This window comes from Azospirillum agricola, from assembly GCF_020005195.1.
Taxonomy (GTDB): domain Bacteria; phylum Pseudomonadota; class Alphaproteobacteria; order Azospirillales; family Azospirillaceae; genus Azospirillum; species Azospirillum agricola.
Genome location: NZ_JAIFZR010000002.1, coordinates 981,827 through 994,926 on the forward strand (window position 1 = coordinate 981,827; position 13,100 = coordinate 994,926).

The window sequence follows — 13,100 nt, forward strand, 5'->3', positions numbered from 1 at the left end:
TTGTCATCAGATCGTTGTCGCCAGGACCTTTCGCGGTCCCGCTTTCCCCAGTTTTCCGGATCGGCGCCGCTGAACGCAGCGCGCCTTCCTCCCCGGCCGAGCTTGTCTGGCCGCCGCGATGCCGCCCCGGCATCGTGGCGCCGCGGCGTGGCCGGGGAGACCCTTTGCGCATCGACGAGCGATGCACGCCCTCCGGCAGCGTCGAATGCCGGCTTCGAAAGACCAGAACAGAATGACGTTTGATCCCAAGCGGCGCCGTAAGGCGTCGGGCGACCATCCACGCCCGCAGCGCGGGTGGTCGTCCGGACAGGCCCCCCACGGGTCTGGCGGGCGCCGCCAGCCGATGACGGGGCCGGTGCCCGGCACCGATGAGGTGCTGTTCCTGCCGTTGGGCGGCTGCTCGCGCATCGGCATGAACATGGCGCTCTACGGCCACGCCGGGAAATGGCTGATCGTCGACGCCGGCGTCGCCTTCATGGGCGACGACGCGCCGGGCATCGACTCCCTGATGGCCGATCCGGCCTTCATCGAGGAGCGGATGCAGGACGTCGTCGGGCTGGTCGTGACCCACGCTCACGAGGACCACATCGGCGCCATCCACCATCTGTGGCCGCGCCTGACCTGCCCGATCCATGCCAGCCCGTTCGCCGCCCATGTGATCCGCGAGCGCATGAAGGAGGCCGGCACCCTGCGTCAGGTCCGCATCCGCGAGTTCGCCATCGGCGACACGCTGGCGCTCGGCCCCTTCGAGGTGAAGACCATCGCGGTCACCCACTCGATCCCGGAGCCGATGGCCCTGGCCATCCGCACGCCGGCGGGCACGGTGCTGCACACCGGTGACTGGAAATTCGACCCCGATCCGCTGGTCGGCCGGCCAACGGACCTCGACGCCTTGCAGCGCCTCGGCGACGACGGCGTTCTGGCGATGCTGTGCGACAGCACCAACGCCGACGTGGAGGGCTCCACCGGTTCCGAGGCCGACGCCCGTGCCGGCCTGATGGATGCCTTCGCCGGGTGCGGGGGGGCGATCGCCGTGACCGGCTTCGCGTCCAACGTGGCGCGGATGAAGGCGGTGGCCGAGGCCGCCGCGGCCAACGACCGCAAGGTCGTGCTGGTCGGCCGCTCCATGCTGCGCATGGAGAAGGCGGCGCGCGCCTGCGGCTATCTGGACAGCGTGCCGGCCTTCATGAGCCCTCTTGAAGCCTCCTGGACGGATCGCCGGAACCTCGTCTTCCTGTGCACCGGCAGCCAGGGAGAGGAGCGGGCGGCGCTCAGCCGGCTGGCCCGCAACGAACACCGCGACCTCTGGCTGGAGCGCGGCGACACCGCCATCTTCTCCGCCCGCGCCATCCCCGGCAACGAGGAGGCGCTCGCCTGCGTGAAGGATCATCTGCGGGCCACCGGGGTGGCGGTGCTGACCCCGGCGGATGCGCCGGTCCACGTCTCGGGGCACCCGAAGCGCGACGACCTCCGGCGCATGTACGGTCTGGTCCGCCCGCGCTTCGCGGTGCCGGTGCACGGCACGCTGGAGCATCTGGAGGCCCACGCCCGGCTGGCCCGCGCGTGCGGTGTGGAACGGGCGTTGATCCCGCAGGATGGTGACATTCTGCGCCTGGCCCGCGAGGGCACGGCGGTGGTCGGCCGCATCGAACCTTGGCGTCTCGCCAACAACGGGCGGGAGCTGGTGGCATGGACGGAGCCGGCCTGTGCGGACGAGGAGAGCGGGACCGCCTGCCTCGCGGCCTGACCAGGGTTCTCGACCGGGGCCGGGCGCGTCTTGCCGGAGGTCCGGCATCCCGACCGGCCGCGTGACGCGGCCGGCCCGAACGGGACCTGTTCCCATCACGCGACGGAGTGCAGCATGGCAGGACGTTCCGAGAACCGGCCGCGCTTTCCCGACCTGCTCGAGCCGGTTCTCACCGCCCTCGATGGTGATGAGGTTGGCCTCGACCGGGCCATCAACGCGGTGGCCGAGGCGCTCGCCGACTGCGAAACCCTGATGGTCGACGGCTTGGGCCGGCCGGCCCAGGGCATGAGCGACGAGCAGGCCGTCCTGAACGCGCTCGACACCTATGTTCGTGTGCTGCTGCATTCGGGCGAGGTCGAGGGTGCCGCCGCCGTGGGCGACCTCATGGAGCGCATCGACCGCTTCAGCCGCCGCCGCAAGCGCCGTGGTTTTCGGACCGCCTGAACGCAGGCCGCTCCATCCCGGCGCGCCCGCTCCGCCTCGGCCCGCGCCTTCCGGCGTGGGCCCGGCGGTGAAACCGCCCCTCAGTTTTTCAGCCTGTAGCCCGTGCGGAAGATCCACCACACCACGGCGAGGCAGATCACCAGCAACAGCGCGGTCATCGCGAGGCTCAGCGCGACGGGCACGTCGGCGGTGCCGTAGAAGCTCCAGCGGAAGCCGCTGACCAGATAGACGACCGGGTTGAACAGGGCGACCTTCTGCCAGAACGGCGGCAGCATGGTGATCGAATAGAAGCTCCCGCCCAGGAAGGCCAGCGGCGTCACGATCAGCATCGGCACGATCTGCAATTTTTCCCATCCGTTGGCCCAGATGCCCAGGATGAAGCCGAGCAGGCTGAAGGTCACCGAGGTCAGCACGAGAAAAGCGATCATCCAGAACGGGTGGACGATGGAGAACTCCACGAACAGCCGCGCCGTCAGCAGGATCAGCGTGCCGAGAATGATGGACTTGGTCGCCGCCGCCCCGACGTAGCCGACCACCGTCTCGAAGGCGGAGATCGGGGCCGACAGCACCTCGTAGATCGTGCCGGAGTAGCGCGGCATGTAGATGCCGAAGGATGCGTTCGACACGCTCTCCGTCAGAACCGACATCATGACGAGGCCGGGCACGAGGAAGGCGCCGTAGCTGACGCCCTCCACCGACGCGAAGCGTCCGCCGATGGCCGCCCCGAAGACGATGAAGTACAGCGACGTGGAGATCACCGGGCCGGCGATGCTCTGGAACAGCGTGCGCCAGGTGCGGGCCAGCTCGAAGACATAGATGGCCCTGATCGCATGAAAGTTCATGCCCGCTCCTTCACCAGGCTGACGAAGATCTCCTCCAGGGAGCTTTCCTCGGTGCGCAGGTTCGTGAAATCGATGCCGTGATCGCCCAGCTTGCGCAGCAGCCCGGCGATGCCCGTGTGCTCGTGCTGCGCGTCGAACCGGTAGACGAGCTCCCGCCCGTCGTCCGACAGGGTCAGGGGATAGCCGGCGAGTTCGGCCGGGATGGCGTCCAGCGGGTTCTGCAAGCTCAGGGTCAGCAGCCGCTTGCCCAGCTTTTCCATCAGCGCCGCCTTTCCCTCCACCAGGATGATCCGCCCGCCGGAGATCACCCCGATGCTGTCGGCCATCTCCTCGGCCTCCTCGATGTAGTGGGTGGTCAGGATGATGGTGACGCCGCTGTCGCGCAGCCGCCCGATCATCTCCCACATGCCGCGGCGAAGCTCCACGTCGACGCCGGCGGTCGGCTCGTCCAGGAACAGGATGCGCGGCTCGTGCGACAGCGCCTTGGCGATCAGCACGCGCCGCTTCATGCCGCCGGACAGCGCCATGACCTTGGTGTCCCTCTTGTCCCACAGGGACAGGTCCTTCAGGATCCGCTCGATCACCGCCGGGTCGGGAGGCTTGCCGAACAGGCCCCGGCTGAAGCTGACGGTCGCCCGGACGCTCTCGAACGCCTCGGTCGTCAGCTCCTGCGGGACGAGGCCGATCAGCGCGCGCGCGGCGCGCCAGTCGCGCACGATGTCGTGGCCATCCACCGTCACGCTGCCGGCCGTCGCCCGGACGAGGCCGCAGACGATGCTGATCAGCGTCGTCTTGCCGGCGCCGTTCGGGCCGAGCAGCGCGAGGATCTCTCCACGGCGGATGTCGAGATCGACCCCCTTCAGGGCCTGGAAGCCGGACGCGTAGGTCTTTTCCAACCCACGGATCTCAATGATAGGCTGCATGTCCTCCCCTCGGCTTGCCGGTCCACCCGCTGCGGGCGCCACGGGAGCCGGGCCACCATAGCGTCTGGCGGTCCCCGACGGAACGCGAAGATCGGCGGCGCTGGCCGGTGCCGTCCGGCGGGGGCTCCGCGCCGGGTCCGGCGCGTCAGCCATTCGCTCCACCGGAGGGGGCCGGGGCAAGGGAACCCCGTCCTCGCGGCCACGTTGAAGCATGTGGTGTCCCCGCGACAGGCCGACGCTCCCCTGGACGGGCGGTTCGGATCGCTTGATAACCGGAGGCTTCGGAACCAGCATGTCCGCCGATGCGACCGCTTCCAACGGCATCGACCCGGCTTTTGCCGTCGGCCTGGCACGGGCTTTCGCCGGTGCCCTGATCTTCGCCCTGCCCATGCTGATGACGATGGAGATGTGGCAGATCGGCTTTTCCATAAACCCGTGGCGGCTGGTCCTTCTGCTGGTGGTGCAGATTCCGCTGCTCGTCGGGCTGTCCCGCTTCGTCGGCTTCGAGCGGACGAGGAGCGTGGGCGAGGACGTCACCGACGCCTTCGTCGCGGTCGCCGTCGCGGTGCTGATGGCGGCGGCGGTGCTGTTCCTCTTCAAGGTTATCGACACCGGGATGACCAGGCAGGAGGTCATCGGCAAGATCGCGTTGCAGAGCTTTCCCGGCAGCATCGGCGCCATGCTGGCCCGCGGCCAGCTCGGCCAGCAGCGTCGCGACGCCGACGAGGACCGCCAGGACCCCAGCTACCCCGGCGAATTGTTCCTGATGGGCGTCGGCGCCCTGTTCCTCGGCCTCAACGTCGCGCCGACCGAAGAGATGATCCAACTGTCCTACATGATGGACCCCTGGCGGGAGTTGGCGCTGATCCTTCTGTCGCTGGTGATCATGCACGCCTTCGTCTACAGCATCGATTTCCCCGGCGGGTCGGAGTTTCCGGAGGGCGTCGGCTTCTGGACGCTGTTCGTACGCTTCACCGTGGTCGGCTACGTCATCGTCCTGCTGATCTGCCTCTACCTGCTCTGGACGTTCGGACGGACCGACGGAACCGGCATCGGGGACGTGCTGAGCGCCGCCGTCGTGCTCGGCTTTCCCTCGTCCGTCGGCGCGGCGGCGGCACGCCTCATCCTGTAGGTCCCCATGCCGAACCAAGGAGAACCGATGTGGCGAAGGCGCGGAACGGAAAACCGGAATCCCCGCGGGAGGCGGATGCGGACCGGACACGCGCCGGCTCCGCGCGGATGTGGGAACAGCTGGTCGCCGCGCTCGGCGTCGTCATCACCGTCGCGATGATCGGGTTCATGGTGTCTGTCGCGCTGACCCCCGAGCGCGGCAATCCCACCATCACGATCCAAACCGAGCCGCCGAAGCCAGCCGGGGAGAGCCACGTCGTCCGGTTCCGGGCGATGAACGCGGCGGGCGCCACCGCCGCGGCGCTGCATATCCGTGGCGAATTGCGGCAGGGTGGTGCCGTCGTGGAGGCGAGCGAGGCAACGCTCGACTTCCTTCCCGGCAATTCGGAACGTTCTGGCGGTCTGTTCTTCCGGAACGACCCGGCCCGTTACGAGCTGCGTGTCTTTCCGGTCGGCTACAATGAACCATGACACCGCTCCCGCCGCCGTGTCGTAGCGCGGCATCGAAAGCCACGGGACGGGTGTCGTTCGTCAAATGATATGTTATATCGTAACATATCATTTGACGGATGGAGGCGGGCGTGAAGGAAGCCGAGGGGAAATCCGCTGAGTTGGCGGATGCCTTGACCCTGGTGCGAAGCCTGTGGGCGCAGGGGGAGGTGCCCGAGCGCGCCGTGGCCTGGGCGATGATGATCGAGGCGGTGGACCGCCTCGCGGCCCTGCATGGTCCGACGCGCACGGGACGCCTGCTCGAACGGCTTGCCCGCGACCTGCGGGACTGGCCGGCCTCGCGGGTGCTTCAATGAGCGGGGCGACCAACAACCGCATCCGGGGGGCGCGGTCCTGGCGCCAGGCCAGGCCGGTGCTGCTGCACCCGAAATTCTTCCAGGGTTTCACCGATTTCCGGCTCGGCCGTCCGTTCGACTACCGGATGCTGGACGCGTGGCCGATGCTCGACCAGCACCGTTACGAGAACGGCCGTGAACTGGCGGCCGAATGCCGTCTGGCCGGTCTTTCGGTGGTCTGGATCGAGCGGACCCGCGTCCCGCCTTCCCTGAAGGGCGTGGTGGTGGAGCGCGCCCGGGCACGCCGTTCCGCCGGATAGGTTGCCGGGTGGTCGGCCCGGAGCCGTGCCCCGGACCATCACGAATCCCGCCCGCAATCCAGCCGGAACGGGCCGAAGGCGGTCGCGACGTCCCGGCTCTCCACCCGGGCGAAGCCGGCGGCGGACAGCGCCGCCGCGATGGCGCCCCGGTCGAAGGAGCGGTCCTGCCCGCGCAGGGCCGCCACCAGCCGCCCGACGACGTGGGTTTCCGGCCGGCTGCGCTCCGCCGTCAACCCCTCGTGCAGGCTGACGAAGACGCCGCCCGGCGCCAGCGCCCGCCGGGCCTTGGCCAGCAGCGCCACGAGGTCACGGGCGTAGTAGAGCGTCAGCGACGCCCAGATCACGTCGTACCCGCCGCCCTTCTCCGGATCGCCGAACGCCACGTCGTTGAAGTCGCCGGCGATCACCGCGACGCGGCGGCCCGCCGGTCCGGCCGCCGCCAGCCGTCCGGCGATCCGGTCGGCCATCGGCGGCAGATCGACCAGCGCGGAGGTCATGTCCGGCCGCCGCTGCGCGACCGCCAGCGCCAGCGTCTCCGATCCGGCGCCGACATCGAGGAAGCGCCGGGCCGAAGGCCATTCCGGCAGGCTTTCCAGAACGGCGACCATCGCCGCCGCTCCCATGCCGCGATGGAAGGCGCGCAGGCTGAAGGCCGAGCGGTCCCAGAATTCCGGCGCCGCCATGTCGAGCGGCGCGCCGCCGGCCTCGCCGCGCAGCAGCGCCGCGACGTCGCCGTGCCGCAGCCGGGGCAGGGTGGTGAGCAGATCGCGCAGGGACCGCTCGCCGTCGGCGCGCAGATAGGGCGCCGCCGCCTCCGCAAGGCGGTAGCGGCCGTCGCTCTTGACCAGAAGCTCCATGGCGGCCAGCGCGTCGAGCGCATGGCCGAGGCGCCCGGCGTCGAGCGACAGGTCGGCCGCCAGATCGGCCGCCGTCGCGGGCGCGGCCAACCGGTCGAACAGGCCGAATTCCAGCCCGGCCGCGAGCAGCTGCCAGCGCAGCGGCGCCTGGATCAGGTCGAACAGCCGGGCGGGCAGCGCGACGTCGCCGGGAAGGGTGGCGGGGGATTGTTCAGGGGATTGCCTGCTCATGGCCGTCACCACGCCGCCCTGACGCGCAACCCGACCTCGCGCGCGGCCCCGTCCTCGGCCAGCACGCCGAGCGGCGCCCGGACGGCGCGGGCGTGGACGTTCCGGTCGAACAGGTTGCCGGCCCACAGCGCGAGCTCCACCGCGGCGAAGCGGTAGCCGATCTCGGCGTCGACCAGCGCAAAGGCTGATTGCCGCAGCGTGTTCTCCGAATCGAAGAAATAGGGGCCGGAGCCGTTCACCCCCAGCTGCCCGAACCACCCCCGCTCGCCTTCGTCGTAGTGGACGCTCAGCGCGTAGGTGGCGTGCGCCGCCATCGGCAGGCGGTTGCCCGACAGGTCGGCCGGCACCAGCACGCCGTTGCGGCTGACGGTGACGGCGTAGGCGGTCGCCTTGGCCCGTTGCAGGCCGCCGCTGCCGAACAGCGTCCAGCGCTCGCTCAACCGCCCGGTCAGCGACAGCTCGGCGCCGAGGATTTCGGCCTCGGCGGCGTTGCTGACCTTCTGGGTGCCGCCGGGCACCAGATCGAGGATCTGCTTGTCGGTCGTGCGCGTGTGGAAGACCGCCAGTCCGGCCTCGCCGCGCCCGCCGGCGAAGCGGCCCTTGACGCCGGCCTCGGCGGTCCAGCTGTGCTCGGGCGCGTAGGCCAGCGTGTCGCGGCTCACCGCCGTGCCGTAATTGTAGCCGCCCGGCAGATAGCCGCGCGCGTAGGAGGCGTAGAGGGTGGCGCCCGGCCCGGCCTCGTAGGACAGGCTGACGCGCGGCAGCAGCGTGGTGTGGCGGAGATCCTGCCCGTAGACGGCGTGCCCGGCCGCGCCGGAGAGGGTCTGCCGGCCGCTCTGGCCGATCCATTCGAGCCGGCCGCCCAGCCCGAGCCGCAGGGCGTCGGTCAGGCCGGCTTCCACCTGCCCGAAGCCGGCCAGCCCGGTCTGGTCGATGGCGGTCTCACGGCGGACGCGCGGGGTGCCGATGCGGAAATCCAGCCTTGTCCATTCCCGGTGGGCGTAGAGCCCGGCCAGCCAGCGCAGCCGCGCCCGCGGATCGGCGGAGGTCAGGCGGATCTCCTGCGACAGCGCGTCGTCGCGGTGGGCCGACAGGGTCGGCAGGGTGGGAAGCGGCGTGCCGTCGAGATCCATCTGGAAATCGCGCCGGTAGTGGGTCCAGCCGGTGACGCTGGTCAGGTCGAACCCGTCGCCGCGCCGGTCGATGCGCAGGGACTGCACCGCGCTGGTGGAATCGTCCCAGGAGGGGGTGTCGTAGCTGGTGATGAAGCGGCCGGTGGCGTGGGGGCCCGACAAATAGCGCAGGCGCGCCTTGCCCAGTTCCGCCCGCTCGACGATGCTCTTCAGGCGGATGTCGGTGTCGTCGTCGGGCCGGGCCTCCAGGCCGCCGGACAAGGTCCATCGGCCGGTCTCGGCGCCGTTCCTCGACCCGTCGAAGCGGTTGAGCCCGGTTCCCTTGGCGTCCTCCGCGCGGAAGGCCAGCGAGCCGGCCACGCTGTCGCCGCCCAGCGGACCCGACACCCGCCCGGTCGCCGTGACGGTGGGACGCCAGCCGTCGGGACCGTCCTGGAAGCCGGTGGACAGGCTGGCCCAGCCGGACGGCGTCCAGGTCGGATCGGCGGAGGCGGCCTTGACGGCGCCGGCCTCGGTGTTGCGGCCGTAGAGGCTGCCTTGCGGCCCCTTGAGGATTTCCAGGGCGGCGGGGTCGGGCAGCCGGGGCGCCTGGGTGGCGCCGTGGGGCAGGGCGACGTCGTTCACGAAGAAGCCCAGCGGATCCTGCAAGGTGGTGTCGGCGCCGGTCATGCCGCGCACGACGATCCGCGTCTGCACCGACGACTGCTCGATCCGGACGTTCGGCGAGCGCTTGGCGACCACCGCCAGTCCGCCCGACAGCGGGCTGTCCTGTTCCTGCGGAGTCAGGACCTCGACCGATCCGGGGGTGCGCCGGACGTCCTCCTTCCACTGCCGGGCCTCGACCGTCACCGGGGCCAGCTCGACGGCGGCTGGGGCATCCGGCGGGTCGGCGGCCAGCGCCTGGCCGGTGATCGCCGGAAAAAGCGGGGCCAGACAGAGCAGAGCCGATGAGAGCGGGAGGGCACGCGGCGTGCCGAGCGGTGGGTGCGTCATCGAAACGGTTATCCTCGCTGAAGTCCGGGGGCGAGGCTAGGCGAAGCGCCGGGGGCGGGCGCCCAAACGCCGAACGTTTCCCGTCATCCGGCGAACGCGTCATTCGGCGAAGGGGCCGGCCGGCGAACGGGCCGGCCGGCGCCCACGGAACGCCAGCGCGCACACCGTGCACAGGATCGCGACGCCCGCCCAATAGGGCATCGCCGGCGAGATCTGGTGCAGCGCCGCCCCCAGCAGCGGGCCGGCGGCCATGCCGATCCCCTGCCCGACGCCGTTGAGGCCGGCGGTCCGCGCCTGCGCGTCCGGGGGTGTCCGCAGGCTGAGCGTGGCAAGGTTGCCCGGCAACAGCAGGCCCAGCCCGCCGCCCAGCCCGGCCATCGCCGCCGTCAGCAGGGCGGGCGAGGGCGCCAGCGCCGCCGCCAACAGGGCGAGCGTCGCGGTGACGGCCCCGGCCCGCAGCAGGCGGACGGGCGGCCAGCCCAGCCAGCGCACCGCCAGCCCCTGTGTCGCCACCATGACCGTCATGGTGAGCGCCAGGATGGCGCCGCCGCGCCGCACCGAGTCCACCGGAGTCAGACCGAAGGCGTCCTGGAGGCGCAGCGCCGTGACCTGCTGCAACAGGCTGTAGGCCATCAGTCCGCACAGCGTGATCGCCAGGAAGGGGCGGATGTCCGCCAGACGGACCCGTCCCCGAGGCCATCCTCCTGGCGGGACCGCCGCCGCGCCGTCTTTCCGCGCCGGTTCGTCGATGCGGAGCCAGACCGCCAGCGTCCCGGCGGCGATCAGCGCGGCGATGGCCAGCAGGGCCGCGGCGGGATCCGTCCCACCCATCCGCCAGGCGAGAGCGCCGCCGAGGATGGCGCCAAGCCCGAAGGCGGCTCCCATCATCCCCATGCCGCCGGCCCGCCGGTCGGCGCTGGTCACGTCGGCGAGGAAGGCCTGGGCCGCCGGCATGATTCCGGCCGACAGGGCCGACTGGACCAGCCGGGCGGCCAGCAGCAGGGCGAAGGCCGCGTCGCTCGACAGGACCCCCCCGGCGTGGCCGGCGAGGATCGCCGCCATCGCCGCGGGAAACAGGGCGGCGGCGGCCAGCCCGGCCACCAGCACGCGGCGCCGGCCCCAGCGGTCGCAGACATGCCCCCAGGCCGGCCCGGCCACCACCAGCAGCAGGGCGGAGAGGCTGAGCAGCATCCCGGTCCGCACATCCCCGAAGCCAAGGCTCCGCCCCAGCGGCGGCAGCACGATCAGCAGGAAGGAATGGCCGGCGCCGTTCGCCAGCAGCCCGCCGAACAGGGCGGCGGCGGCGGGTGTCTTCCGGTCACCCGGCTCGGTGTGGGGCGCGGTGGGTGGTGTGGCGGTCGTCGCGGTGGTCATGATGGTTCCGGAGCCGAGTGGGGGCCGACGACCCTACGCGCGCCGCGCCGCCGCCGCCGTCATCGGCGGAACGGGATGGGACAGACGCCGAACGGCCGGTGTCGCTATCGCCGGTCCCGGCGGCGCTGGCGGAATTCGGCCGGGCTGCACCCATGCCGCTCGCGGAAGGCGGCGGCGAAATGGCTGGAGCTGCTGAAGCCGCAGAGGAAGGCGATCTCGGTGACGCTCTGTCCGCCCTCCCTCAGGCAATGTTCGGCGCGCTCCAGCCGGTGGTCGCGCAGCCAGGCGAAGACGGTCCGGCCGTAGGCCTTGCGGAAGCAGCGGTTCAGCCGCGCGTGGCTCATCCCCGCCGCCTCGGCCAGCCGCTCCAGCGAGGGCGGGTGGCAGAGGTCGGACAGCAGCAGGTCCGCCACCCGCGCCAGACCGTGCCGCTCCCCGTCGCCCAGCGCGCCGCCGTCCGCCGCGCCGCTGTTTGCCGTGCCGCCGGCCGTGGAGCGGGCCGCCGCTAGCGGCGCCAGCCAATGCGCCAGCATGCCGAGCGCCGCGCTCTCCGCCATCAGCCGGTCGAGCGGCGAGGCGAGGCCGTTGTCCAGCAGCAGGCGCAACCGGCCGGCGCCGGACTCCGACCGGCCCAGCCGGACCGCGCGGGTTCCGCCCGGCATCCGGTTCAGGCCGGCGCCGTCCAGCGCCTCGCCGACGCGGTCCAGGTCGAACTTGACCGCCAGCATCCCGGCCCGCTCCTGCGCCGGGGTCAGCCGGGTGATGGGCGCGTCGTCCAGACGGAACAGCCAGACGTCCCCGGCGCGCACCGTGTGGCGCGGCGCCGTGTCGCCGCAGCCGAACAGGCTGGTGCCAGACAGGCCGAAGGCCAGCACCCCGACCGCCCCGCCATGGTCGATCCGCGACCGGTAGTCGCCGCGCAGGCGGCAGTCGCTGCTGGTCAGGCTGATGCCCGGCCCGATCCGTCCGGTGCGGAAGCGCACGGCGCCGTCGTCGCGCGGCAGCGCGTGGTCGCGCCAGCCGGACTCCGGACCGGCGAGACGGGCCAGCAGTTGCGGGCCGACCTGGAACACGTCCGGTCCGGTCTTGCGGAGACTGTCCATGGCGGGCGGTCCTCTTGCCGTGGGATCGGAACGCGGGCCGGTCCGGTCGCGCTCCCGCTTCACCGGCCCCCGATTCCCTTGCCGGCGCCCGGACCATAGCATCAGTTGCGAGCGATTCGCAAATGGAGCGCGCGGCGGCTGCCCAGCCCTGCGCCCGCCGCCCGCGCCGCCCGGCGGATCACGCCGTCGGGCGCGCCGCCCGCCGCATCGCCTGGGGCGGTTGGCCGAAGGCGCGCAAAAAGGCGCGCCGCATGCGCTCCGGATCGGCGAAGCCGCTCTCCCGCGCGATGATCTCGACCGGATGCCGGGTCTGCTCCAGCATCAGCCGCGCGGCCTCCAGCCGCAATTGCTCCACCGCCTTGGCCGGGGATTGCCCGGTCTCCGCGCGGAAGGCGCGGCTGAACTGGCGGGGGCTCAAGGCTGCGGCGCCCGCCAGCTCCTCCACCGAAAGCTGGCTCGTCAGGTTCCGGCGCGCGTAGCTCAGCGCCGCTTCGATGCGGTCGGACTTGGCCGTCATCTCCAGCAGCTCCGAATGCTGCGTCTGGCCGCCGCCGCGGCGATGATACATCACCAGCTTGCGGGCAACCGACCGGGCGAGGTCGCTGCCGAGATCCTTCTCCACCATCGCCAGGGCCAGATCGACCCCCGCCGTCATGCCGGCCGAACTCCAGACCGGCCCGTCGATGATGAAGATGCGGTCCTCCTCCACCTGGACGGCTGGAAACCGCTCCCCCAGCTCGCGCGCCACCAGCCAGTGGGTGGTGGCGCGGCGCCCGTCCAGAAGCCCGGCTTCGGCGAGCACGAACGCGCCGGTGCAGATCGCGCCGAGACGACGCACGCCGGGCAGACGGCCGGCGATCCAGGCGCGCAGCCCGTCGCTCGGCCTCGGCACCTCCACCCCGCCGCCCACCAGCACCGTGTCGAACGTCTCGCCGGCGAAGGGGATGCTGTCCACCGCCATGCCGGTGGAGCTGCGCACCGCCCCCCCGTGCTCCGACAGGGTGGTCAGCTCATAGAACGGTTCGCCCGCGCAGAGGTTGGCGAACTCGAACACCGAGCCGGCGGCCAGGCTCATCATCTGGAAGCCTGGAAAGATCACGAAGCCGATGCGCATGGCGAAAACCCCTGATGTCCTGAAACGAGGGATATACGACATTCAAGACAGCTGCCAGACGTTTTAAACCTGTCCTCACACCGGGCGTCACCGACGCAGGCCA

The 13,100-nt window shown here is 71.4% G+C and carries 13 protein-coding genes; 6 read left to right on the forward strand and 7 right to left on the reverse strand.

The window, feature by feature from the left end:
- The first annotated feature begins 355 nt into the window (after positions 1–355).
- Positions 356–1,747, forward strand: a complete 1,392-nt coding sequence (locus JN22_RS07280) for a ribonuclease J (protein ID WP_223677606.1) — start codon at positions 356–358, stop codon at positions 1,745–1,747.
- A 114-nt stretch (positions 1,748–1,861) separates the two neighbouring features.
- Positions 1,862–2,191, forward strand: coding sequence for a hypothetical protein (locus JN22_RS07285; RefSeq protein WP_085553248.1), 330 nt, complete (start codon positions 1,862–1,864; stop codon positions 2,189–2,191).
- A gap of 80 nt (positions 2,192–2,271) precedes the next feature.
- Here JN22_RS07285 and JN22_RS07290 read toward each other — a convergent pair whose 3' ends face one another.
- Together JN22_RS07290 and JN22_RS07295 are read right to left on the reverse strand one after the other, a co-directional pair.
- Positions 2,272–3,033 carry an ABC transporter permease gene (locus JN22_RS07290; RefSeq protein ID WP_085553249.1) on the reverse strand — a complete coding sequence of 254 codons (762 nt, stop codon included), beginning with the start codon at positions 3,031–3,033 and terminating at the stop codon, positions 2,272–2,274.
- Positions 3,030–3,956 (reverse strand): ABC transporter ATP-binding protein, encoded by a 927-nt coding sequence (locus tag JN22_RS07295; protein ID WP_085553250.1) that lies wholly within the window; start codon positions 3,954–3,956, stop codon positions 3,030–3,032. Before JN22_RS07295 ends, JN22_RS07290 begins: the two co-directional genes overlap by 4 nt.
- A 292-nt stretch (positions 3,957–4,248) precedes the next feature.
- Here JN22_RS07295 and JN22_RS07300 point away from each other — a divergent pair, with 292 nt between their 5' ends.
- The 4 genes from JN22_RS07300 (at position 4,249) to JN22_RS07315 (ending at position 6,192) form a co-directional block, all read left to right on the forward strand.
- Positions 4,249–5,088 carry a TIGR02587 family membrane protein gene (locus JN22_RS07300; RefSeq protein WP_085553251.1) on the forward strand — a complete coding sequence of 280 codons (840 nt, stop codon included), beginning with the start codon at positions 4,249–4,251 and terminating at the stop codon, positions 5,086–5,088.
- 29 nt (positions 5,089–5,117) lie between these two features.
- Positions 5,118–5,558: a hypothetical protein gene (locus JN22_RS07305; protein ID WP_085553252.1), complete on the forward strand. Its 441-nt coding sequence runs from the start codon at positions 5,118–5,120 to the stop codon at positions 5,556–5,558.
- A 140-nt stretch (positions 5,559–5,698) separates the two neighbouring features.
- A complete protein-coding gene (locus tag JN22_RS07310; RefSeq protein ID WP_223677607.1) occupies positions 5,699–5,893 on the forward strand; it encodes a hypothetical protein in 195 nt (64 codons plus the stop codon).
- Entirely contained in the window at positions 5,890–6,192 is a 303-nt protein-coding gene (locus JN22_RS07315; RefSeq protein ID WP_085553254.1) for a hypothetical protein, read from the forward strand. Before JN22_RS07310 ends, JN22_RS07315 begins: the two co-directional genes overlap by 4 nt.
- Positions 6,193–6,230: 38 nt before the next feature.
- Here JN22_RS07315 and JN22_RS07320 read toward each other — a convergent pair whose 3' ends face one another.
- The 5 genes from JN22_RS07320 to JN22_RS07340 form a co-directional block, all read right to left on the reverse strand.
- Positions 6,231–7,280 carry a class I SAM-dependent methyltransferase gene (locus JN22_RS07320; protein ID WP_085553255.1) on the reverse strand — a complete coding sequence of 350 codons (1,050 nt, stop codon included), beginning with the start codon at positions 7,278–7,280 and terminating at the stop codon, positions 6,231–6,233.
- A gap of 5 nt (positions 7,281–7,285) precedes the next feature.
- On the reverse strand, positions 7,286–9,406 hold the full coding sequence (locus JN22_RS07325; protein WP_085553256.1) for a TonB-dependent receptor: 2,121 nt from the start codon (positions 9,404–9,406) through the stop codon (positions 7,286–7,288).
- 99 nt (positions 9,407–9,505) lie between these two features.
- Positions 9,506–10,780: an MFS transporter gene (locus JN22_RS07330; protein ID WP_085553257.1), complete on the reverse strand. Its 1,275-nt coding sequence runs from the start codon at positions 10,778–10,780 to the stop codon at positions 9,506–9,508.
- A 104-nt stretch (positions 10,781–10,884) separates the two neighbouring features.
- The gene (locus tag JN22_RS07335; RefSeq protein WP_085553258.1) at positions 10,885–11,883 is read right to left on the reverse strand and encodes a helix-turn-helix transcriptional regulator; all 999 of its coding nucleotides are present in this window, start codon (positions 11,881–11,883) and stop codon (positions 10,885–10,887) included.
- Positions 11,884–12,061: 178 nt separating this feature from the next.
- Positions 12,062–12,997, reverse strand: a complete 936-nt coding sequence (locus tag JN22_RS07340; RefSeq protein WP_085553259.1) for a GlxA family transcriptional regulator — start codon at positions 12,995–12,997, stop codon at positions 12,062–12,064.
- Positions 12,998–13,100: the final 103 nt, after the last annotated feature.

Bases quoted from the DNA above. Each gene is read 5' to 3' on its own strand.
- JN22_RS07340 (WP_085553259.1), bottom strand. From the start codon at position 12,997: ATGCGCATCGGCTTCGTGATCTTTCCAGGCTTCCAGATGATGAGCCTG.
- JN22_RS07295 (WP_085553250.1), bottom strand. From the start codon at position 3,956: ATGCAGCCTATCATTGAGATCCGTGGGTTGGAAAAGACCTACGCGTCC.
- JN22_RS07285 (WP_085553248.1), top strand. From the start codon at position 1,862: ATGGCAGGACGTTCCGAGAACCGGCCGCGCTTTCCCGACCTGCTCGAG.
- JN22_RS07300 (WP_085553251.1), top strand. From the start codon at position 4,249: ATGTCCGCCGATGCGACCGCTTCCAACGGCATCGACCCGGCTTTTGCC.
- JN22_RS07320 (WP_085553255.1), bottom strand. From the start codon at position 7,280: ATGAGCAGGCAATCCCCTGAACAATCCCCCGCCACCCTTCCCGGCGAC.
- JN22_RS07290 (WP_085553249.1), bottom strand. From the start codon at position 3,033: ATGAACTTTCATGCGATCAGGGCCATCTATGTCTTCGAGCTGGCCCGC.
- JN22_RS07315 (WP_085553254.1), top strand. From the start codon at position 5,890: ATGAGCGGGGCGACCAACAACCGCATCCGGGGGGCGCGGTCCTGGCGC.
- JN22_RS07330 (WP_085553257.1), bottom strand. From the start codon at position 10,780: ATGACCACCGCGACGACCGCCACACCACCCACCGCGCCCCACACCGAG.
- JN22_RS07335 (WP_085553258.1), bottom strand. From the start codon at position 11,883: ATGGACAGTCTCCGCAAGACCGGACCGGACGTGTTCCAGGTCGGCCCG.
- JN22_RS07325 (WP_085553256.1), bottom strand. From the start codon at position 9,406: ATGACGCACCCACCGCTCGGCACGCCGCGTGCCCTCCCGCTCTCATCG.